General features: G+C 66.5%; 17 protein-coding genes. 11 read left to right on the forward strand and 6 right to left on the reverse strand.

Annotation, left to right across the window (positions count from 1 at the left end):
• The first annotated feature begins 168 nt into the window (after positions 1-168).
• The 9 genes from ACSQ23_RS27910 (at position 169) to ACSQ23_RS27950 (ending at position 12,819) form a co-directional block, all read left to right on the forward strand.
• Complete coding sequence (locus ACSQ23_RS27910) at positions 169-1,434, forward strand: ABC transporter substrate-binding protein (RefSeq protein WP_436092650.1); 1,266 nt, start codon at positions 169-171, stop codon at positions 1,432-1,434.
• A gap of 368 nt (positions 1,435-1,802) precedes the next feature.
• A complete protein-coding gene (locus ACSQ23_RS27915; RefSeq protein WP_436092651.1) occupies positions 1,803-2,687 on the forward strand; it encodes a carbohydrate ABC transporter permease in 885 nt (294 codons plus the stop codon).
• Between the two features lie 9 nt (positions 2,688-2,696).
• Complete coding sequence (locus ACSQ23_RS27920; protein ID WP_436092652.1) at positions 2,697-3,575, forward strand: carbohydrate ABC transporter permease; 879 nt, start codon at positions 2,697-2,699, stop codon at positions 3,573-3,575.
• Positions 3,576-3,612: 37 nt separating this feature from the next.
• Complete coding sequence (locus tag ACSQ23_RS27925) at positions 3,613-5,601, forward strand: primary-amine oxidase (RefSeq protein ID WP_436092653.1); 1,989 nt, start codon at positions 3,613-3,615, stop codon at positions 5,599-5,601.
• 92 nt (positions 5,602-5,693) lie between these two features.
• Positions 5,694-6,185, forward strand: a complete 492-nt coding sequence (locus ACSQ23_RS27930) for a hypothetical protein (protein ID WP_436092654.1) — start codon at positions 5,694-5,696, stop codon at positions 6,183-6,185.
• Positions 6,186-6,221: 36 nt separating this feature from the next.
• Entirely contained in the window at positions 6,222-7,592 is a 1,371-nt protein-coding gene (locus ACSQ23_RS27935; protein ID WP_436092655.1) for an aldehyde dehydrogenase family protein, read from the forward strand.
• A 158-nt stretch (positions 7,593-7,750) separates the two neighbouring features.
• Positions 7,751-10,561: a response regulator gene (locus tag ACSQ23_RS27940; RefSeq protein ID WP_436092656.1), complete on the forward strand. Its 2,811-nt coding sequence runs from the start codon at positions 7,751-7,753 to the stop codon at positions 10,559-10,561.
• A 360-nt stretch (positions 10,562-10,921) separates the two neighbouring features.
• Positions 10,922-11,272 carry an Hpt domain-containing protein gene (locus ACSQ23_RS27945; RefSeq protein WP_436092657.1) on the forward strand — a complete coding sequence of 117 codons (351 nt, stop codon included), beginning with the start codon at positions 10,922-10,924 and terminating at the stop codon, positions 11,270-11,272.
• Positions 11,269-12,819 (forward strand): response regulator, encoded by a 1,551-nt coding sequence (locus ACSQ23_RS27950; RefSeq protein ID WP_436092658.1) that lies wholly within the window; start codon positions 11,269-11,271, stop codon positions 12,817-12,819. Before ACSQ23_RS27945 ends, ACSQ23_RS27950 begins: the two co-directional genes overlap by 4 nt.
• Positions 12,820-13,046: 227 nt before the next feature.
• On the opposite strand, the gene ACSQ23_RS27955 is transcribed toward ACSQ23_RS27950, so the two are convergent.
• Complete coding sequence (locus tag ACSQ23_RS27955) at positions 13,047-14,438, reverse strand: PLP-dependent aminotransferase family protein (RefSeq protein WP_436092659.1); 1,392 nt, start codon at positions 14,436-14,438, stop codon at positions 13,047-13,049.
• A gap of 147 nt (positions 14,439-14,585) precedes the next feature.
• Here ACSQ23_RS27955 and ACSQ23_RS27960 point away from each other — a divergent pair, with 147 nt between their 5' ends.
• The gene (locus ACSQ23_RS27960) at positions 14,586-15,449 is read left to right on the forward strand and encodes a DMT family transporter (protein ID WP_436092660.1); all 864 of its coding nucleotides are present in this window, start codon (positions 14,586-14,588) and stop codon (positions 15,447-15,449) included.
• A 232-nt stretch (positions 15,450-15,681) separates the two neighbouring features.
• Here the strand turns inward: ACSQ23_RS27960 and ACSQ23_RS27965 are convergent, their stop codons facing one another.
• From ACSQ23_RS27965 to ACSQ23_RS27985, 5 genes are all read right to left on the reverse strand, one after another.
• Positions 15,682-16,902: an RNA polymerase sigma factor gene (locus ACSQ23_RS27965; protein ID WP_436092661.1), complete on the reverse strand. Its 1,221-nt coding sequence runs from the start codon at positions 16,900-16,902 to the stop codon at positions 15,682-15,684.
• A gap of 8 nt (positions 16,903-16,910) precedes the next feature.
• Positions 16,911-17,267, reverse strand: coding sequence for a YciI family protein (locus ACSQ23_RS27970; RefSeq protein ID WP_056004336.1), 357 nt, complete (start codon positions 17,265-17,267; stop codon positions 16,911-16,913).
• A gap of 202 nt (positions 17,268-17,469) precedes the next feature.
• The gene (locus ACSQ23_RS27975) at positions 17,470-18,213 is read right to left on the reverse strand and encodes an amino acid ABC transporter ATP-binding protein (protein ID WP_436092662.1); all 744 of its coding nucleotides are present in this window, start codon (positions 18,211-18,213) and stop codon (positions 17,470-17,472) included.
• The gene (locus tag ACSQ23_RS27980; RefSeq protein ID WP_055877370.1) at positions 18,210-18,890 is read right to left on the reverse strand and encodes an amino acid ABC transporter permease; all 681 of its coding nucleotides are present in this window, start codon (positions 18,888-18,890) and stop codon (positions 18,210-18,212) included. The genes ACSQ23_RS27975 and ACSQ23_RS27980 overlap by 4 nt, the downstream gene beginning before the upstream one ends.
• A 70-nt stretch (positions 18,891-18,960) precedes the next feature.
• Positions 18,961-19,734, reverse strand: a complete 774-nt coding sequence (locus tag ACSQ23_RS27985; protein WP_436092663.1) for an amino acid ABC transporter substrate-binding protein — start codon at positions 19,732-19,734, stop codon at positions 18,961-18,963.
• A gap of 287 nt (positions 19,735-20,021) precedes the next feature.
• Between ACSQ23_RS27985 and ACSQ23_RS27990 the strand changes: the two genes are divergently transcribed.
• Complete coding sequence (locus ACSQ23_RS27990) at positions 20,022-20,330, forward strand: hypothetical protein (protein ID WP_055877344.1); 309 nt, start codon at positions 20,022-20,024, stop codon at positions 20,328-20,330.
• Positions 20,331-20,420 lie beyond the last annotated feature (90 nt).

Below are 20,420 nucleotides of genomic sequence, written 5' to 3' on the forward strand. Positions count from 1 at the left end.
CATAGTACCAATCAGGCGTTATGACCATACCTCATGCGCAGAAAAATGACCACTTGTACCATCTGGTATTGTGAGGTATCGATCCTGTGACAGAGAGGCAAGTCGCTCGGATTTGATCCATGCGGCGCCGGATACGGCGGCCGTGCGTCAGGGGAAGGGAGAACAATAATGCAGTCGAAACAGTGGGCCGCGACGGCCGGAGCCATGCTGGGCGTGTCGCTCATCGCCATGAGCGGCGCCGCGGTGGCGCAGAGCGTGACGCTGACGCTGGGCAGCTGGCGCACCGAGGATCTGGCGGTGTGGCAGGACAAGGTGCTGCCGGCCTTTGAGGCGGCGCATCCCGACATCAATGTCGAGTTCGCGCCGGTCAATACCAACGAATACAACGCCGCGATGCAGTCGCAGATCGAGGGTGGGGCCGGTCCCGACCTGATCACTTGCCGGCCGTTCGACGTAAACAACGAGTGGATCGGCCGCGGCTATTTTACCAAGCTCGATGGCCTTGCCGGGCTCGAGAATTTCGACGCTACCGCCAAGGCGGCCTGGACCGTCGACGGCGCCACCTATTGCGTGCCGGTCGCCGCGGTGCTCGCCGGCTTCTACTACAATGTCGATATCTTCAAGGAGCTGGGCCTGGCGGTGCCGACCACCGCAGCCGAGTTCACCGCAGTGCTGCAGGCGATCAAGGACAGTGGCAAATACACGCCGCTCGCCGTCGGCTCGGCCGAATCCTGGCAGCTCGCCTATAACGGGCTCTACAGCATCGGGCCGGCCTACTGGAAAGGCGAGGAAGGGCGTCTCGGCCTGATCGATGGCACGAAGAAGCTGACGGACGCCGATTTCGTTGCCGCCATCGCCGCCTTCCAGGCGTGGAAGCCGTTCCTGCCGAACGGGCAGGAGGCGCTGTCCTATTCCGACATGACGCAGCTCTTCACGCTGGGCAAGGCCGCGATCCTTCCCGATGGCTCGTGGAACATCAACCAGGTCACCTCGACCGGGCTGAATGTCGGGGTGTTCGGTCCGCCGGCAGTGGAAGCCGGTGGCCAGCGCTACCTCCAGGAAATGCCTGACATGGCGATCGGCATCAATGCCGCGAGCCAGAACCAGGAGGCGGCCAAAACCTTCCTGAGCTGGGTTGCCGGTCCCGAGTTCCAGCAGATCTACGTCAACACCGCGCCGGGCTTCTTCGCCATGAGCAACCAGCCGGTGAAGTATGACAATGCGCTGGCCCAGGCCTTTGCCGATCTGAAGACCGGCGCGCTGCTGACGCCGCGCCTGGCGCTCGATCGGCTGAGCGCCGGCACCCCGCCGCTCGACGACGAAATCTGGCGCCTGTTGCAGGTGATGATGACCTCGGACATGACCCCCGAGGCCGTCGCCGCCGAACTGCAGGCCGGGCTTGCTTCATGGTACTCGCCGCAGTCGGCGCAATAGCGCCCGATCTCGGCAGCGCGTGCCGCACCCTCCCGGTCGGCACGCGCGTTTTCTTAGGTGGGAAATTCGCGATGTGCGCCTCTTGCCTTCTCCCCTTGTGGTCAGCGGACGAGGGCGAAGCCCTCGCCGCGAGGTGGCGCGCAGCACCGGATGAGGGGTCCGCGCAACGAAGTGTAGCGCGCTCGGAGCGTGAGCGACGAGCGATTGGAGTGCGCGGAGAGAACCCCTCATCCGCCCCGCAGAGACGGCCTTTGGCCGTCTGCTGCTTGCGGGCCTTCTCCCACAAGGGGAGAAGGCCCTCACTCCGCGGCCGGTGAACGGAACTGACCAATGACTGTTGTTTGCCCTGACTCCAGAGGAACGCTCGCGTGATACGTCCTGCAACGGCTCGCCGCAGCCTGTTGATCTTCGTGCTGCCGGCCCTCGCCATCTACCTGGGCTTTGCGGTGCTGCCGCTGCTCATCTCGATCTTCATGAGCCTGTTCGATACCGGCAAGTCGGGGACCGGCTTCATTGGCCTGGGCAACTACCTTTATCTGTTCACCCAGCCGGTGGTCAGCGCCCGGTTCTGGAATGCGCTGTTCAACAATTTCAAGTACTTCGCCATTCATGTTGCCGTAGAGATTCCGATCGGGCTGCTGCTCGCGGCTTTGCTCACCGGCGGCACGCTCAGCCGTAGCGAGGGCATTTACCGCACGCTGCTGTTCATCCCGGCGACGCTGTCAGTGGTGATCGTCGGCTTCATCTGGCGGCTGATCATCAACCCGCTCTGGGGCCTCGTCGGCTTCCCGCTGCTCGGCAACCAGCTGACGGCGCTGCCCACCATCTCGCTGATGGGGGTCTGGCAATATGTCGGCATCCCGACGGTGTTCCTCTATTCGGCGCTGATCGCGGTGCCCAATGACGTGATCGAGGCGGCGCGGATCGATGGCGCCAGCCCGTGGCGGATCTTCTGGGGCATCAAGTTCCCGCTGATCCTGCCGCAGTTCGGGCTGATCGTGATCCTCACCTTCATCTGGACCTTTAACGGGTTCGACCTGGTGTTCGCGCTCAACGGCTCGGCGCCCGGCCCGAACTATTCGACCGATATCCTCGGCACGTTCTTTTACCGCACCTTCTTCGGCTCGAGCGGCCAGGTGGCCGACCTCGACCTCGGCGCCACCGTCGCCACCGTGATCTTCACCCTGATGCTCTGCGTCACCGCCGCCTATTTCTGGCTGGTGCAACGCCGGCTCAAAGCCCATTCGGCTTAGGAGGCGGCGATGACAACCGTGACCACCGAACTCGCCCACGAAAGCCGCCTCACCAGGGAACGCCGGCGCTGGAATGTCGAGCGCATCGCGGTGCACGCCGTGCTGCTGGCCTTCGTCGCGCTGGCGCTCGGGCCGATCCTCATCGTCATCCTCAATTCGCTGAAGACCACGCCGGCGATCTTCGGCGGGCCGTTCGCGCTGCCCACTGCCGAGACCTTCAGCCTGGCCGGCTACGAGCGGGTGCTGACCCGCGGCAACTTCCTCCTCAACTACCGCAACAGCCTCATCGTCACGCTGGTCTCGGTGATGCTCACCGTCGGGCTCTCGACGCTGGCGGCGTTCGCGCTGGTCGAGTACCGGGTGCGCTTCGTGCCGCTGCTCGCCGGGCTGTTCATCGTCGGTGTCATGCTGCCGATCCGGCTCGGCACCATCCCGCTGATCCAGATCATGATCGGGCTGAGGCTGATGGATACGCTGTGGGCGCTGATCCTCGTCTACACGGCGATGAGCATCCCGCTCGGCGTCACGCTGATGATGACCTATTTCCGCACCGTGCCGGGCGAGCTCAAGGAAGCGGCGCGGGTCGATGGGGCCAGCGAGTTCCGCACCTTTTCGATCATCCTGCCGCTGGTGCGGCCGGGGCTCGCGGCGGTCGCCACCGTCACCATGCTGCCGATCTGGAACGACCTGTGGTTCCCGCTGATCCTCGCGCCCGGCAAGGCCAACCAGACGGTGACGCTGGGGGTACAGCAGTTCGTCGGCCAGTTCCTCAACGACTATCCGGCGCTGCTCGCGGCGCTGACTTTGGGGGCGCTGCCGCTGGTCGTGCTCTTCACCGTCTTTTCCCGCCAGTTCATCCGCGGGCTCAGCGCCGGCTACGGCAAATGAGCCCCGATCACTTCGTTTCGAAGCCGAGGCGATTGCCATGACCCAAGTTCACGAAGGCCACCATCACGCCAATCACGCTGCGCCGTCGCACGGCGTCGCGGCGCTGCCGCCGCCGCGTTACCTGCAGGCGCTGGCGCCGCTGAGCCCCGCCGAGATCAATGCCGCCGTGGCGGTGATCAAGGCCGATGTCGAGCTCGGGCCCGGGGCGCTCTACGGCAATCTCGACCTGCGCGAGCCGACGCCGGACGAGTGGCGCGCCCACCTTGCCGGCACGCAGCTGAAGCGCGAGGCGCGGCTCAACATCTCGCATAAGGATCGCCCCGGCGTGTGGATGGTGATCGTCTCGCTCGAGACCAATACGATCGTGTCGCGCCGGCATTTCCCCACCGCCAAATCGGCCTTCCAGGTCGAGCAGCTGCTCGATGTCGAGCGGGTGGTGAAAGCCGATCCGCGTTTCATCGAGGCCTGCCGCAAGCGCGGCATCACCGACATGACCGGGGTCTGCGTCGACAGCTGGTCGGGCGGCAATTTCGGCGACGCCGGCGAGGAGGGCCACATGGTCTCCTATGCCCATTGCTGGCTGCGGCTTTACGCCAACGAGAACTTTTATGCCCACCCGATCGACGGGCTGAACGTCGCCGTCGACGTCAAGACCGGCGAGGTGCTGCGCATCGACGATCATGGCGGCCCGCCGATCCCGATGACCGATATCCCCTATGACCCCGAGTTCATGCCGCCGGCGCGGGCGCCGCTGAAGCCGCTGAACGTTATCCAGCCCGAGGGCACCAGCTTCACCCTCGATGGCCACGCCATTGCCTGGGACAAGTGGACGCTCGGCATCGGCTTTTCGCCGCGCGACGGCATCATCCTCCACGATATCCGCTATGTCGGCCGCCCGGTGGTGCGCCGCGCGGCGCTCGGCGAACTGGTGGTGCCCTATGGCTCGCCGGAGCGCGGGCACTATCGCAAGAACATCTTCGATATCGGCGAATATGGCTTCGGCAAGTTCAACCACTCGTTGAAGCTTGGCTGCGATTGCCTTGGCGCCATTCACTATCTCGACAGCCACTATTGCGGGCTCGATGGCGGGTTGATCACCATCGAGAAGGGCATCTGCATCCATGAGGAAGATACCGGAATCCTCTGGAAGCACTGGGATTTCCGCGCCGATCGCACCGAACTGCGCCGTGGCCGGCGGCTGGTGATCTCCTGCGTCAACACCGTCGGCAATTACGAGTATGCGCAATACTGGTATCTCGACCAGGCCGGTGAGATCAGCTTCGAGGTGAAGGCCACCGGCATCGTCAACACCATGGCGTGCGAGCCGGGCCGCCCAAGCAAATATGTGAGCGAGATCGCGCCGGGGCTGACCGCGCCGATCCATCAGCACATCTTCTGCGCGCGGCTCGATATGGCGCTCGATGGCGGCGGCAACAGCCTCGTCGAGGTCAACAGTTTTGCCGAGCCGGTGGGGCCTGATAATCCGCATGGCAACGGCTTCTTCGCCACCGAGACGGTGCTCAGGACCGAGCTCGAAGCCGGCCGCCGTGCCAGCCAGGAGACGCACCGCACCTGGAAGGTGATCAACCCCAATAAGCTCAACGCCGTGGGCAAGCCCGTCGGCTATCGGCTGCACGCCAAGGACTGCGTCACGCCGTTCCTTGCCGAGAACGGGCCATCGGGCACGCGCTCCAACTTCGTGCGCAACCATGTGTGGGTGACACCCTTCCACCCCGACGAGCGCTACCCGGCGGGCGAGTATGTCTGCAATTCCGACGGCTCGGACGGGCTGGCCGAAATCGTCAAGCAGAACCGGCCGGTGGAGAATACCGATATCGTGGTCTGGCACTGCTTCGGGCTGCATCACGTGGTGCGGCCGGAGGATTTCCCAGTGCAGCCCACCATGTCGGCGGGCTTTGCGCTGATGCCCTCGGGGTTCTTCAATTTGAACCCGTCCAACGACCTGCCGCGCGAAACCAATACGGCGAGCGTATTGGCCGATGGCAGCATCGCCTGCCACTGCTGATGTCGGCCACTCACAGTGGCCCGGACGCCCGCGCTCTATGGGCCGCCTTCGCTGCCGTCGCGGCGGCGACAGCGTTGGGATGGGCCGGGCTCATGGCCCTCAGCGCCGGCGGGATCGAGGCGATCTGCGGCGGCAGCGGCCTGCCGCTGCTGCTGGGGGCGGCGCTGATGTGGGGGCTGATGGCCGCGACCATGATGCTGCCCTGCGCCATCCACGACATCGCCGCGGCCGCCCGCCAGGGCTGGCGCGCCGCCGCGAGGCTGACCCTCGTCTGCATCGCGCCGCCGACGCTGCTCGCCATCGGCCTCGGCATGGCGCTGACGCCGGTGGCGCTCGGCGCCCCGATATTGCTGGCGATCGCCGGCAGCGCGCTGGTTGCCGAAGCCGCTCTGCCGGCTGGTCCCATGCGGCTCGGTGCCGGCGTCGCGATGGTGGCCTTGCAACTGATCGGAGGCATGGAGCTCGGCTGGATGGCGCTGTGCGCCGTCTGGATGCTGGCGCTGGCTTTGGCGCCGGCGCGGCGGCTCACCACCGCTGCGGCGGGCACGGCGCTGCTCGGCCTCGCCATGTTCTGGAATTTGTGACGCCGCATTGGTGGGCGCCGAAATGAGGAGGAATATATGCCGCTCAAGTCGATCAACCCGGCCACCGGCCAACTGATTGCCGAGTATCCCGCCGATACGGCTCAGCAGATCGAGCAGAAGCTCGCCGCGGCCTGGGAGGGCTGGCAGGCCTGGAGCCGCACGCCGTTAGCGACGCGCAGCGCGCTGCTGCTGCGGCTCGGCGACCTGCTCGAGCAGCGGGCCGACGACTACGCCAGGCTGATTACTTCTGAGATGGGCAAGCCCATCGGCGAGGCGAAGGCCGAGGTGCTGAAAGCGGCATCCGGGGCCCGGCATTTCGCTGCCGAGGGCCCGGCCTATCTCGCCGACCAGCCGATCGCGGGTACGCCGTCGCTGGTGCGCTACCAGCCGCTCGGCCCGATCTTCGGCATCATGCCGTGGAACCTGCCGTTCTGGCAGGTGCTGCGCTTCTTCATCCCGACGGCGCTGGCCGGCAATGTGGTGCTGGTGAAGCACGGCGAGACGGTGCAGGGGGCGGCCCGCGCCATCGAGCAACTGGTGCGCGATGCCGGCGGTCCGGCCGGGCTCTACACCAACCTCGCCATCCCCAATGAGACGATTGCCGACGAGGCCCGGAAGATCGTGCTCGACGACCGCATCCGCGCCGTGACCCTCACCGGCTCGACCGGCGCCGGTCGCGCCGTGGCGGCTGCTGCCGGCTCGGTGGGAAAGAAAGTGGTGCTCGAACTCGGCGGCTCGGACGCCTTCATCGTCTTTGCCGATGCCGACCTCGACAAGGCGGTGCAGCTGGGCGTGGTGTCGCGCTACGCAAACAATGCGCAAAGCTGCATCGCCGCGAAGCGCTTCCTCGTCGAGCGCAGCGTGTTCGACGCCTATGTCTCGCGCTACGCCGCAGCCGCAAGCGCGCTGGCGATCGGCGACCCGATGGACGCAGGCACCAAGCTCGGGCCGATGGCGCGCGCCGACCTGGTCGATACCACCGAGCGGCAGGTGCGAGACGCGGTGGCGGCCGGGGGCAGGGTGGTGGCCGGCGGTAAGCGCCTGAACGGGCCTGGCAACTATTATGAGCCGACGGTGATCGTCGGCGCCGATCCGCATGCACCGATCCTGCAGGAAGAGTTTTTCGGGCCGGTGGCGCTGCTGTTTCCGTTCGACAACGAGGATGAGGCGGTGAGCCTCGCCAATGCCACCGAATATGGGCTCGGCGGCGCGGTGTGGACCAGTGATGCCGTGCGGGCGCAACGCGTTGCCGACCGGCTGGAGGCTGGCGCGGTGTTCATCAACGACTTCGTCCGCTCCGACCCGCGCGCGCCGTTCGGCGGGGTGAAGGGCTCGGGGTTCGGCCGGGAGCTCGGGCCGCTCGGGGCGCGGGAGCTGACCAACGCCAAGCTGGTGTGGGGGAGTTAGGGGCTGCGCTGAGGTGGGCAGTCGGTATCCTCCCCCGCCCCGCGGGGGAGGATCAGCCGCACCGCCGGCGGTCGGCTTCACCCGCAATTGACGGACTTTCACGGGCGCAGCAGAGTGGCGCGCCTGCCGGACGTGCTCCAGGGGCAGTGGAGTTCAGGATGACCGTCGCCGACGACTTGCCTCCGCGCACCAGCCCCATGTCACCCGCCGCACGTCTCAGCGCCTTGCGGGCAGCGACGGCCGAGCCGCTCGACCTCGATGGTCTGAGGCGACTGGCGGAGGGTGAAGACGATGTCGCCGCCCTGGCGCGGAGCTTCATCCACGCCACGCAGGAGATCGACCAGCGCAGCAAGGAACTCGCCATCTTCAACAGCGTCGGCGAGGCGATGGGCAAGGCGCTGAACGTCAAGACGGTGACCCGCATCGTCGGGGACAAGGTGCGGGAGATCTTCTCGGTCGAGGTGGTGGAGATCCTGCTCAAGGACAGCGCGGCGATGATCGTCGTGCCCTACGCCTTTTATGGCGTCTATCATGAGCCCGAGCCCTTCGCGATGGGCGAGGGGCTGACCTCCAAGGTGATCCTTTCCGGCCAGCCGCTGCTGCTCCGCTCGAGCGAGGAACAGGTGGCGCTGGGGGCGCTGATCCCCACCGAGGACGACCGGACCGAGGCCTATCTGGGCGTGCCGATCATTGCCGGCGACGAGGTGCTGGGCGTGGTGAGCGTCCAGGCCTATGAGCAGAATGCCTTCAACGAGACCCATGTGCGGCTGCTGCAGGGGCTCTCGGCCAGCATGGGCGTCGCCATCGCCAATGCCCGGCTGTTCGACGAGACGCAGCGCCTGCTCAAGCAGGCCGAACAGCGCGCCGCCGAGCTTGGCGCCATCAGCAAGGTCAGCGAGGCGCTGATTGCCGAGGCCGATTTCGACAGCACCATCCAGCTGATCGGCAACCAGATGCGCGACATCTTCGAGGCCGACATCGTCTATGTGGCGCTGCTCGACCCCGAGACCGGGCTGATCGACTTCCCGTATCAGTTTGGCGATGAGTTCCCGACGCTGAAGTTGGGCGAAGGGCTGACCAGCAAGATCATCGAAACCGGCGAGCCGCTGCTGATCAACCAGGATCTCGACGAGCGCAGCGCCCAGATCGGCGCCACCCGCGTGGGAAAGAACGCCGCGTCCTATCTCGGCGTGCCGATCAAGACCGTGCAGGGCACCATGGGCGTCATCAGCGTGCAGAGCACGACACGCGAGGGGATGTTCGACGACAATTCGGTGCGGCTGCTCTCGACCATGGCGGCCAATGCCGGCGCGGCTTTGCACAATGCCCAGCTCTATACCGAGACGCTGCAGCTTTCGCTGTCGCAGCAGCAGGCCAAGGAAGCGGCGGAGGCGGCCAACGAGGCGAAGAGCACGTTCCTCGCCACCATGAGCCACGAAATCCGCACGCCGATGAACGGCATTATCGGCATGATGAACCTGCTGCTTGCCACCAAGCTCAATGCCGAGCAGCGCGATCTCGGCCAGACCGTCAATGACAGCGCCGAGGCGCTGCTCACCATCATCAACGACATCCTCGATTTCTCCAAGGTCGAGGCGGGCAAGCTCGATCTCGAGCAGCGCCCGTTCGTGTTGCGCGATTGCCTCGAGAGCGCCATCGACCTCGTCGCGCCCCGGGCGGCGGAAAAGCGGCTCGACCTCGGCTACGTGATCGAGCCGGGGACGCCCGAACTGGTGGTCGCCGACAATGACCGGCTGCGCCAGGTGCTGCTCAATTTCCTCAACAATGCGGTCAAGTTCACCGAGCGGGGCGAGATCGTCCTGTCGGTGATGCCGTTGCCCGAGGCGGAGAGTGCCGGCAGCGACCAGCTGGCGCTGCGCTTTGCCATCCGCGATACCGGCATCGGCATTCCGGCCGATCGCATGGATCGGCTGTTCAAGTCGTTCAGCCAGGTGGATGCCTCGACCACCCGCCGCTATGGCGGCACTGGCCTCGGCCTCGCCATCAGCAAGCGGCTGATCGAACTGATGGGCGGCGAAGTGTCGGTCGAGAGCGCCGAGGGCAAGGGCACGACCTTCAGCTTCACCCTCACCACGCCGGCCGCGTCAGCCAGCCGGCCGCAGTTGCCGCCGGCGCGCGAACTGAGCGGCAAGCGGCTGCTGATCGTCGACGACAACCTGACCAACCAGCGGATCATTACGCAGCTGGCACAATCCTGGGGCATGGCGCCGAGCGCCAGCGCTTCGGCGGCCGAGGCCCTGGCGCTGCTATCAGCCGGTGAGACGTTCGACGTCGTGGTGCTCGACATGGACCTTGGTGGCACTGACGGCATTACCCTGGCCCGGCAGATCCGCGCCCTCGGGCCGCAAGGCGGCATGCCGCTGGTGCTGCTCAGCGCCATGGTGCCGCTGTCGGAGCGGCAGAAGCGGGAGATGGAGGCGGTTGGGTTTGCCGTGGTGCTCAACCGGCCGATCAAGGCCTCGCCACTGCTCAATGCGTTCATGGCGATCTTCGCGGGCGCCGCCCTGCGCGTCGACCGGGCGGGCCAGGGCCATGACGTGGCGGTGGCCGAGACAGCGCGCCAGTATCCGCTCAGCATCCTGCTCGTCGACGACAACGCCACCAACCGCAAGCTGGCCTCCAAGGTGCTGGAACGGCTGGGCTATCGGGCCGATATGGCCTCGGACGGCCATTCGGCCATCGAGGCCTACGGTCGCGGTGCGCATGACGTGGTGCTGATGGATATCGAGATGCCCGACATGGATGGCATCGACGCAACGCGGCTGATCCGCGCCTCGATCCCCGGCGCGGCACACCAGCCCTATGTCGTCGCGCTCACCGCCAACGCCATGTCCGGCGACCGCGAGCGCTACCTCGAGGCGGGGCTCGACGACTATGTCAGCAAGCCCCTGCATATCGAGGAACTGGTGGCATCGCTGCGGCGCGCCTTTGCAGCGGCGCGGGGGTAGGGCGGCGGGCCTTAGTGGGCACAGTTTGCTCCGCCCACTCGGTGTCATCCCTGCGAAAGCAGGGACCCAACTCTCCACTGGTGCGGGCTGAGGAATGGGTCCCAGCTTTCGCTGGGATGACATCCGGTGCGTGGGTGAGGCCGTGAGCTCGTCTGGCGGATGGCCTGTGGTCACTGACGGCGGCTCTGGGAAGTGCATCGGCCCCAACAAATCAGCCAAGCCACAGCAAGTTGTGCGCTGGTCGCTATCTGCTGGACATCAGACCTCCGGTTCCATTGACAAGCCATCGGCGTGCAATCCACAAAAAGTGCGGGACGCCAGTTCAGTAATGTGATGGCGAAATGTTGTAGTGAGGGCGTGGTGACGATCGACAGGCAGGCACTCGACAAGCTGCAGGAAATCGTCGGCGGCGATCCGGCTGATCTGGTCGAGTTGATCGACTCTTTCCTCGAAGAAGCCCCGCAACTCGTCGAAGCATTGGCCGCAGCGCAGGGCTCGGGTGATCTTCAGGGCGCACGCCGGGCGGCGCATTCGCTCAAATCGAACGCCCGGGACATGGGGGCAGGCGAGCTGGCCCAACTGTCAGCTGAGCTCGAGGCGCAATGCGTGGCCGGTGTCCTGCCCGGCGCGGCCGAAGTCGAGGCGGTGCGCCGCGCTTTCGCCGAAGCAGCGAGCGAGCTGCGCGCCGCGTTCCCCGCGGTCGCACCATGAGCGGCGCCGGCACGGTCCTCATTGTCGACGACTCCGCCATGGTGCGGACCAAGCTCAGCAAGGCCGTCGAGGCGCTGGGCTATGCGGCCGATGCCGTGGGCAGCGGCGCCGAAGCGCTGAAGCGGCTTGGTGGCGCGGCCTTCGACGTGGTGCTGCTCGATATCGTGATGCCGGAGATGGATGGCTTCGAGGTGCTGAAAGCGCTGAAGGCCTCAACCCGCACCCGCGACCTGCCGGTGATCGTCATTTCGGCGCTCGATGAAGAGATGAGCAGCGTGGTCAAGGCGATCGAGCTCGGCGCCGAGGATTTTCTGCCCAAGGATTTCGAGGTGGCGCTGCTCAGGGCGCGGCTTTCGACCTCGGTCGAAAAGAAGCGGCTGCGCGACAACGAGAAGGAATACCTGCGCGAGGTGACCAAGCTCACCCGCGCCGCGTCGACGCTGGAACTGGGCAAGTTCAACCCGGAAAAACTGGGGATCAACGAGGTCGCGGCGCGGGGCGACGGGCTCGGCACGCTCGCCAAGGTGTTCTCCACCATGGCGCAGAGCGTCTACGAGCGGGAACGCAAGCTCCGCCAGAGCATCCGGACGTTTCGCGGTGCGCTGATCCTCATCGCCTGCGGCGTGCTCTGGGGGCTGGTGGTGCCGCTGGCCAAGCTCGCCTCGGAAGTCGAGGCGCATCCGGTGGGTCTCGCCATCCTGATCGATACGCTGGGGGCCGTGCTCTGCATCGGCATCAGCCTCAAACGCGGCACGCTGCCGAAACTGTCGAGCCTCGGGCGCGGCGATATCAGCTTCATCGTGGTGTTCGCGCTGCTCAGCGCGGTGCTGAACCAGGTGCTGGTCTACTGGATGGCGAGCCAGCTGCCGGCCTTCATCGTCTCGATCGTCATCGTGCTCGAAGGCTTCATCGTCTTTCTGTTCGCCGCGCTCATGCGCACCGAGGTCGCGAGCCTCAAGCGCTTCGCCGGCCTCGGCCTTGGCCTCGTCGGGATCATCGTGATCCTGTTGTTCGGCATGCCGGTGAACATCGCCGCCAACTGGCTCTGGGTCGGCCTCGCTCTGCTCATTCCGGTGACCTATGCCGCCGAGGATCTGTTCATCGCCGAGCGGCGGCCGGCCAGGATCGACACCATCGCCCTGTTCGGCCTGGTGCAGGTCGTTTCGGTCGCAACGCTGATCCCGATTGCCTTTGTGACCAACGATTTCGTGCCGTTCGAACAGCTGAGCGGCCAGACCGGCATCATCGTGCTGCTGATGGCGGTGGCCTCGAACGCGGCGATGCTGCTGTTCATGTGGCTGATCAAGACCACCGGCGCGGTGTTCGGCAGCCAGACCGCCTATGCCGGCACCGCTGCCGGTATCGGCTGGAGCATGCTGCTGCTGGGCGAGGCCGTGCCGCTGTTGACCTGGGGCGCGCTGGCGCTGGTCTTCCTCGGCCTGCTGCTGGTCGAGCCCAAACAGGAAGCCGAAGCCGAACCGCCGGTGCTCGACGAGCCGGAGGATGAGGGGCCGGTGGTCGTGGCGGTGCAGTCGGCGGCGGAGTAGGGGCGGCTCACCGCGACCAGCAGTTGGCGGCCCTCTCCCGTTTACGGGGGAGGGGGGACCAGCCGAAAGGCTGGTGGGAGGGGGGGCCACAAACTCTGGCCTCTGCCCAGTCCGCTTACGATCAGTGCGCGGGGCACCCCCCTCCCACCACGCTTTCGCGTGGTCCCCCCTGCCCGCAAGCGGGAGAGGGTGCGCCGACTGCGAGCTTGGGTGAATGTTAAGAGCGACTACAGCAACCGCCGCAACACCGCAAAACTGCGCTCATCCATCTGCGCCACGTTGAAGCGCATGAAGTTGCCGGCGGTTTGGGCGGCGCTGAAGGCGTTGCCGGGGGCCAGCACCATGCCCTCGGCCAGCGCGGCGCGGGCGAGTTCGGCGCTGTCGCGGCCATCGGGCAGTTGGCACCAGAGGAACATGCCGGCGCGCGGCTCGAGCCAGGGGGTGATGCCGAGTTCGCCGAGCCGCTCGCCGACGCTGCGGCGGGCCCGCTCCAGCCGGGTGCGCAGGGCCTCGGCATGGCGGTGGAAGCGGCCGTCACTGAGGACGCTCAGCACCAGCTCCTCGTTGAGCCGGGCGCCGCCGAACATGGTGGCGATCTTCAGCTCGATCAGCGGCTCGAGCCAGTCGCGCTTCACGGCGATGAACCCGCACCGCACCGAGGCGGAGAGGGTCTTGGAGAAGCTGCCGATCTGGATCACCCGGTCGAGCCCGTCAAACCCGGCGAGGCGCGGCGCCGGGCTGTGCTCGAAATCAGCGAAGATATCGTCCTCGATGATGGTGAGCCCATGCTGGTCGGCGAGCTTCAGCACGCGATGCGCGGTCGTCGGCGAGAGTGTCGCCCCGGTGGGGTTATGGATGGCCGAATTGGTGATGTAGAGCTGCGGCTTCTCCGCCACGAGCGTCGCGGCGAAGGCCTCGATATCGGGTCCGTTGGGCGTATAGGGCACGCTGACGACGCGCACCCGATGGGCGCGCAGCAGCGCCTGGAAGTTGAAGTAGCAGGGATCGTCGACCAGCACGGTATCGCCCGCCTCGAGCAGGAAGCGGCAGATCAGGTCGATGGCCTGGGTACCGCTTTCGGTGAGGACGATCTGGTCGGGCGCCGCCTCGACGCCGCGCTCGCCCAACCGGCGGCTGATCAGCTGGCGCAGCGGCGGAAGCCCGAGCGGCGTGCCGTAATTGGCGAGGCTGTCGATGCTGGCGCGGGAGGCGGTGCGCAGGGCTTTCCGGAGGCTCTGTTCGGCCATCCAGGCGGCCGGCAGCCAGCCGCAGCCCGGTTTTGGCACCGTATCGTCGGCCTCGAGCGATTGGCGCGAGACCCAGAGCGGGTCGATGGCACGATCGAGCTTCGGCCCCACCGCCGAGAGCTGCATCGGCGCCAGTTGCGGGGCGACGTAAAAGCCCGAACCGGGGCGCGAGACAAGCACCCCCTCGGCCACCAGCCGGCTATAGGCCTCGACCACCGTCGAGACCGAGACCTCGGAGGATTTCGCCAGGGCCCGTACCGAGGGCAACCGGGCGCCGGCGACGAGGCTGCGCGCGGCAATGCGGGCGCGCATGGTCGCCATGAGGTGCTCGATCCGGCTTGGTGGAGTAGATTGTGCTGTATCCGTGACCATAACAGTTTGCTCGAACTGTACTGGACTGTAGCTGGCGCGGCTGGCGTCGGCAACCGATAAGGCGGCGGGGAAGGTTGTTGGTTTTGTCGCGCTTTCGAACCGGAAAAGTCTGCAACTTTTCCTGAAAGCGCTCCGCGGGAGTGCGCCATGGACCGGTCGACGAGCGGTTGGATCAACGGATTGATCGGGGTGATCATCTTTTCGGGCTCGCTGCCGGCGACCCGGCTCGCCGTCGCGGCTTTCGATCCGGTGTTCCTCACCGTCGCCCGCGCCGGCATTGCCGGGCTGCTCGGGCTCGGCCTGCTGCTGGTGTTCCGGCAACCGCGGCCAAAGGCGAGCGACCTGCTGTCGCTGGTGACCGTTTCCTTCGGGGTGGTGGTCGGCTTTCCGCTGCTGACGGCTTTGGCGCTGCAGCATGTCACCTCGGCGCATTCCATCGTCTTTATCGGGCTGTTGCCGCTCTCGACCGCGATCTTCGGGGTGATCCGCGGCGGCGAGCGGCCGAAACCCGCCTTCTGGGTCTTCTCGCTCGCCGGCAGCGCGCTGGTCGCCGGGTTCGCGCTGGCGCAGGGCGGCGAGGCCTCGCCGCTCGGCGATGGGCTGATGCTGGCGGCGATCATCGTCTGCGGGCTCGGTTACGCCGAGGGGGCGAAGCTGTCGCGCACCCTGGGCGGCTGGCAGGTGATCTCGTGGGCGCTCGTCCTGTCGTTGCCGCTGATGGCAGTGCTGACGGTGGTTTACTGGCCCCAGTCGTTCGCAGCGGTCAGCGTTCCGGCCTGGCTCAGCCTCGGCTACATTTCGCTGTTCAGCATGCTGATCGGGTTCGTGTTCTGGTATCGCGGCCTGGCCCAGGGCGGCATTGCGGCCGTGGGCCAGTTGCAGCTGCTGCAACCGTTCTTCGGGCTGGCGCTGGCGGCAAGCCTCGTGGGCGAGACGGTGACGCCGGCGATGCTGCTGGTGACGGTGGCGGTGATCGGGTGTGTGGCTGGGGCAAGGCGGTTTGCGAAGTAGGGCGGGGCTTGTGCTGACGGTGCCGCCCCGCCCCCTCGCCCCTTTGGGGAGAGGGCGGCGAATGAGGCCGACGGCCTCATTCGCGGGGTGAGGGGCGCCAAGCGCACCGGCGTCAGAGATCAGCAAGCAGCCGGCCTGCCGGTGTGCTTGGCTGCCCCTCACCCTGGCCCTCTCCCCAAAGGGGCGAGGGGACGCGAGACCACCGCCAGTGCGAAACTGCGGCAAGAGTGTCTCACCCGCGCATCTTGCGCTCCAGCAGCCGCCGCTCCGCCTCGAGCCGCACCAACGGCAACGCCCTGGCATAAGCCGCCTGCGCCTCCGCCCCGCGCCCCAACCGGTCGAGCAGGTCGGCGCGCGCCGCGTGCAGCGGCCAGTAGCCGTCGAGCGTGCCGGCGGCGGCCAGGGCTTCGACCAGCTGCAGCGCCCGCTCCGCGCCATCGACCATCGATAAAGCCGCGGCGGCGTTGAGCTCGACCACCGGAGAGGGCTGCAGCCGCAGCAGCACCTGGTAAAGCCCGGCGATCTGCGGCCAGTCGGTTTCGGCAAAGCTCGGGGCCTCGGCATGGAGCGCCGCAATCGCCGCCTGCACGCCATAGGGGCCGATGCGGCCGGGCTGCGACAGGGCGCGTTCGACCAGCGCCTTGCCTTCGGCGATCGCCGTGCGATCCCAACTGGTGCGATCCTGCTCCTCGAGCAGCAGCAATTCGCCGGCGCCGTCGCTGCGGCCGCCAAGCCGCGCGGCGTGCAGCAGCATCAGCGCCAGGAGGCCGGCGATTTCAGGCTCGCCCGGCAGCAGCTGGTCGAGCAGCCGGCAGAGCCTTATCGCCTCGGCGCAGAGTTCGGGCCGGGTGGTCGCGGTGCCGGCGCTCGGGGCATAGCCCTCGGTGAACACCAGGTAGACCACGGCCAGCACCCCGGCGAGCCGCTCGGCGAGGTGCTCGCGATCCGGCACCTGATAGGGAATGGCGGCTTCGCGGATCTTCGATTTGGCGCGCACCAGGCGCTGCGCCATGGTTTCCTCGCTGACGAGGAAGATGCTGGCCACCGCCGAGGTCGCGAGCCCGCAGACGATGCGCAGGGTCAGCGCCACCCGGGTTTCGAGCGCCAGCGCCGGGTGGCAGCAGGTGAAGATCAGCCGCAGCCGATCATCCTCGATGTCCTCGGCATCCGGCTGCGGAGCGACTGCGGTTTCGGCGGCCAGCACCTTCAGTTTGCCGCGCAGCGAAATGCGTCGCCTGAGACGGTCGATGGCCTTGTGCCGGCCGGTATTGACCAGCCAGGCGCGCGGATTTTCCGGCAGGCCGGTCTGCGGCCAGCGGGTCAGCGCCGCCTCGAACGCATCCTGCGCGCCTTCTTCGGCGAGCTCGAAATCGCCGACGAGGCGGATGAGAGTGGCGAGCACTCTCCCCGCCTCGTGGCGATAGACCGTTTCGATGGCCGCCCGGTCGAGCATGCACGCACTCAGTACATGCGCGACAGGCTGTCGATTGGCCGGACTTCGACTGCGCCGGCGCTGAACGGAATTTTGCCGGCAATCGCCAGCGCTTCGTCGAGATCGCTGGCCTCGACAATGTAATAGCCGCTCAGCTGCTCGCGGGTTTCGGCGAACGGCCCGTCGGTGGTGAGCGATTTGCCGTCGCCGCGGCGGATGGTGGTCGCGGTGCTCGACGGCTTCAGCTTGTCGCCGCCCTTCAGGTGTCCGCTCTTGACGATATCCTGGGTGAAGCGCGCATAGGCCTCGCCCATGGCCTTGCCCTGTTCCGCCGTCGCCGCGCCCATCGCCGCTTCGTCGCCGTAGATCATCAGCAGGTACTGCATTGTCATCTCCATATGCTGGCAGTTGCTACCGGCGATCGGTCGAACGGAGGTCAGGCGAGATCGACAGGCGAGCCGGAATTATTTCGGAGGCGCCTGTCGGCTGGAGCGCTTTCAGGAAAAGCTGCAGACTTTTCCGGTTCGAAAGCGTGACCAGATCAAAGACTTAGAGCGTTTCACCGATTCAACGAAGCGGCGAAACGCCCTAGGCCGAGAGACTGGCGACGAACTGCTTGGTGCGCTCCTTTTGCGGGGCGCGGAACAGGCTTTGCGCCGGGCCGGCTTCCACCACTTCGCCGCGGTCGAGGAACACCACGTCCGAGGCTATGGTCGAGGCGAGGCGCAGGTCGTGGGTGGCCATCAGCATGGTGGTGCCCTCGCGCGCCAGCTGGGCCAGCACTTCGACCACCTCGCCGGCGAGTTCGGGATCGAGCGCCGAGGTCGGCTCGTCGCAGAGCAGCACTTCGGGTGATGGCGCCAGCGCCCGGGCGATGGCGGTGCGCTGCTGCTGGCCGCCCGAGAGGTTGGCCGGCCAGGCCTCGGCTTTCGCCGCCATCCCGACCTTGTCGAGCAGCGCCCGGGCATGGGCGCGCGCCTCGTCGCGCGGCCAGCGCAGCACCGTGACCAGCCCTTCCATGACGTTCTCCTCCACCGTCAGGTGGGGGAACAGCTGGAAGTTCTGAAACACCATGCCGGTCGAGCGTCGCATGGTGAGGATCTCGGCCCGCGAGTGGTGCGAGCCGGCGCCGAATTCGAGACGGTTGGCGCCGACCGTGACGCTGCCCGATTGCGGCAGCTCGAGCAGGTTGACGCAGCGCAGCAGCGTGCTCTTGCCGCTGCCGGAGGGGCCGATCAGCGCAGTGACGCTGCGCTCCGGCACCCGCACCGAGACGCCGCGCAGCACCTCGACATCGGCGAACTGCTTGTGGATGGCCTCGAGCGCGATCATGACGCGGCTCCGATGAAGCCGCCGTAACGCGCCAGGCGCTTTTCGAGCCGGCCCTGCAGCATCGACAGGAGCGAGCTGACCGCCAGGTAGATCAGCGCCACCTCGACATAGAGGATCAAGGGCTCATAGGTGGTCGCGACGATGCGCTGGCCGGCGCGGAACAGCTCGGGCACGGTGATGGCGGCGGCGAGCGAGGTATCCTTGATCAGCGAAATGAAGGTGTTGGAAAGCGGCGGCACGGCGACGCGGCCAGCCTGCGGCACGATGATGCGGCGCATCGCCTGCGTCCAGGTCATGCCGATCGAGAACGAGGCTTCCCACTGCCCCTTGGGCACCGAGATCAGCGTCGCCCGGATGATCTCGGAGGTATAGGCGCCAACGTTCAGAGTGAAGCCGATCAACGCCGCGGGGAAGGCATCGAGGGTGATGCCGACACTGGGCAGGCCGTAAAAGATCAGGAACAGCTGCACCAGCAGCGGCGTGCCCCGGATGATCCAGACATAGAAGCGGATCAGCGCCGCGAACGGCCAGGGCGCGAACAGCCGGACCAGCGCCGCCCCGAAGCCGACGGCAAGGCCGAAGGCGAAGCTCAGGAGCGTCAGCGGTACGGTGAACAGCAAGCAGGCCCAGAGCAGCGAGGGCAGCGACTCGAGCATCAGGTTCAGCCAGGGCGGCATGCGAGTCCCCAAAACAAATGGATCGGCCACTTCTCAGGGCCGATCCTTACAATAGGTAGAGCTAGATCGACTACTGCGAGACGTCTTCGCCGAAATACTTCTGCGAAATGGTCGCATAGGTGCCGTCGGCCTTGATGGCGGCCAGCGCCTCGTTGATCGCTGCCAGCAGCTCGGGCTTGCCCTTGGCCAGCAGCACACCGGAATAGTCGGCATTGGCCTGGGTAGCGGCGATCTTCACCGGCGCGTCGGGCTGCTGCTTCTTGAAATCGAAGAACGACAGGCTGTCATTGATGGTGGCGTCGGCGCGGCCCTGGATCACCAGCGCGATCGACTGGTCGAACCCGTCGGTGGGCACGATCTCGGCGCCACTGGCTTCGGCGAGCTTGCCGAAATTGGAGGTGGTGGTCTGCGCCGCCTTCTTGCCCTTGAGGCTCTCGAACGAGGTGATGTCGGTATTGTCGGCCTTGACGATCAGCGCTGCCTTCGAGGCGATATAGGGCTCGGAGAAATCGTACTTCTCCTTGCGCGCGTCGGTGATGCCGACCTGGTTGATCACCACGTCATAGCGATTGGCATCGATGCCGGCGATCAGCCCATCCCAGGGGCCTTCGACGAACTCGGCCTTCACCCCGATGCGCTTGGCGATCTCTTCGGCAATCTCGACGTCGAAGCCGACCAGCGCGCCCGAGGCATCGTGGAAGGTGAAGGGGGCATAGGTGCCCTCAGTGCCGACCCGCAGCGCGCCCGCAGTCTTGACCTGCTCGAGCGCCGTCTGGGCCAGCGCCGGGGTCGAAAGGCCAAGGCCGACAAGGCCGATCGCCAGCACGGACTTGAGGATGTTCATGTTTCTTCTCCATTGGCCGGTGGGTCATCTGCCCCCGGCTTTGGGCTGAAACGTGCCCCTCGCGCCCCGGTGCCGCAATGGGTTGGAAGGGCTTTTTACTCGGGCCGAGCGCCGGTGGCTGCCCATGCTAGAGGGAGCTGCCCCGCCGATATTGATTGCTAGAATAGCGCCATGAGCGGGCAGTCCAGTTCTGCCCGGGATAAGCGCGCACCCGCCGGAGACGGGGCTGGACGATCCGCCATGCACACTGGCAGGTTGCTGGTCCCCGGTATTATTCAGGCTGCGAGATGTTTGTCGTCCAGATCTATCTACCGCTCGAGCTGCCCGATGGCGCACCGATTCCGCCTGATGTGTTCGAGCGCACCAAGGCCGAACTGACCGAGAGTTTTGGCGGGGTGACGGCGTTCCTGCAATCGCCGGCCGAAGGCGCCTGGAAGCCGCTGAGCGGTGAGGCCATCCACGATCGGATCGCCATCTTCGAGGTGATGGTCACCGACGTCGACACCGCCTGGTGGCGCCACTATCGCGAAACGCTGGAGGCTGAGCTGAAGCAGCAGCGTATCCTGGTCCGGTTGTTCCAGGTGACGGTGCTCTGATTGGCCAGCATCACCGGCAATAGCGGCTGCAAATAGTCTCGCCGTTAACTGCTTGCTGCAGCTCGAAAGTTGCGTCCGCGTTGCGTTAGC

The organism is Devosia sp. LjRoot16, assembly GCF_964252795.1.
Taxonomy (GTDB): domain Bacteria; phylum Pseudomonadota; class Alphaproteobacteria; order Rhizobiales; family Devosiaceae; genus Devosia_A.

Coding starts and splice junctions, on each gene's coding strand:
- ACSQ23_RS27910 (WP_436092650.1), top strand. CDS start 169: ATGCAGTCGAAACAGTGGGCCGCGACGGCCGGAGCCATGCTGGGCGTG.
- ACSQ23_RS27920 (WP_436092652.1), top strand. CDS start 2,697: ATGACAACCGTGACCACCGAACTCGCCCACGAAAGCCGCCTCACCAGG.
- ACSQ23_RS27925 (WP_436092653.1), top strand. CDS start 3,613: ATGACCCAAGTTCACGAAGGCCACCATCACGCCAATCACGCTGCGCCG.
- ACSQ23_RS27930 (WP_436092654.1), top strand. CDS start 5,694: ATGGCCCTCAGCGCCGGCGGGATCGAGGCGATCTGCGGCGGCAGCGGC.
- ACSQ23_RS27935 (WP_436092655.1), top strand. CDS start 6,222: ATGCCGCTCAAGTCGATCAACCCGGCCACCGGCCAACTGATTGCCGAG.
- ACSQ23_RS27940 (WP_436092656.1), top strand. CDS start 7,751: ATGACCGTCGCCGACGACTTGCCTCCGCGCACCAGCCCCATGTCACCC.
- ACSQ23_RS27950 (WP_436092658.1), top strand. CDS start 11,269: ATGAGCGGCGCCGGCACGGTCCTCATTGTCGACGACTCCGCCATGGTG.
- ACSQ23_RS27955 (WP_436092659.1), bottom strand. CDS start 14,438: ATGGTCACGGATACAGCACAATCTACTCCACCAAGCCGGATCGAGCAC.
- ACSQ23_RS27960 (WP_436092660.1), top strand. CDS start 14,586: ATGGACCGGTCGACGAGCGGTTGGATCAACGGATTGATCGGGGTGATC.
- ACSQ23_RS27965 (WP_436092661.1), bottom strand. CDS start 16,902: ATGCTCGACCGGGCGGCCATCGAAACGGTCTATCGCCACGAGGCGGGG.
- ACSQ23_RS27970 (WP_056004336.1), bottom strand. CDS start 17,267: ATGCAGTACCTGCTGATGATCTACGGCGACGAAGCGGCGATGGGCGCG.
- ACSQ23_RS27975 (WP_436092662.1), bottom strand. CDS start 18,213: ATGATCGCGCTCGAGGCCATCCACAAGCAGTTCGCCGATGTCGAGGTG.
- ACSQ23_RS27980 (WP_055877370.1), bottom strand. CDS start 18,890: ATGCCGCCCTGGCTGAACCTGATGCTCGAGTCGCTGCCCTCGCTGCTC.
- ACSQ23_RS27985 (WP_436092663.1), bottom strand. CDS start 19,734: ATGAACATCCTCAAGTCCGTGCTGGCGATCGGCCTTGTCGGCCTTGGC.
- ACSQ23_RS27990 (WP_055877344.1), top strand. CDS start 20,022: ATGTTTGTCGTCCAGATCTATCTACCGCTCGAGCTGCCCGATGGCGCA.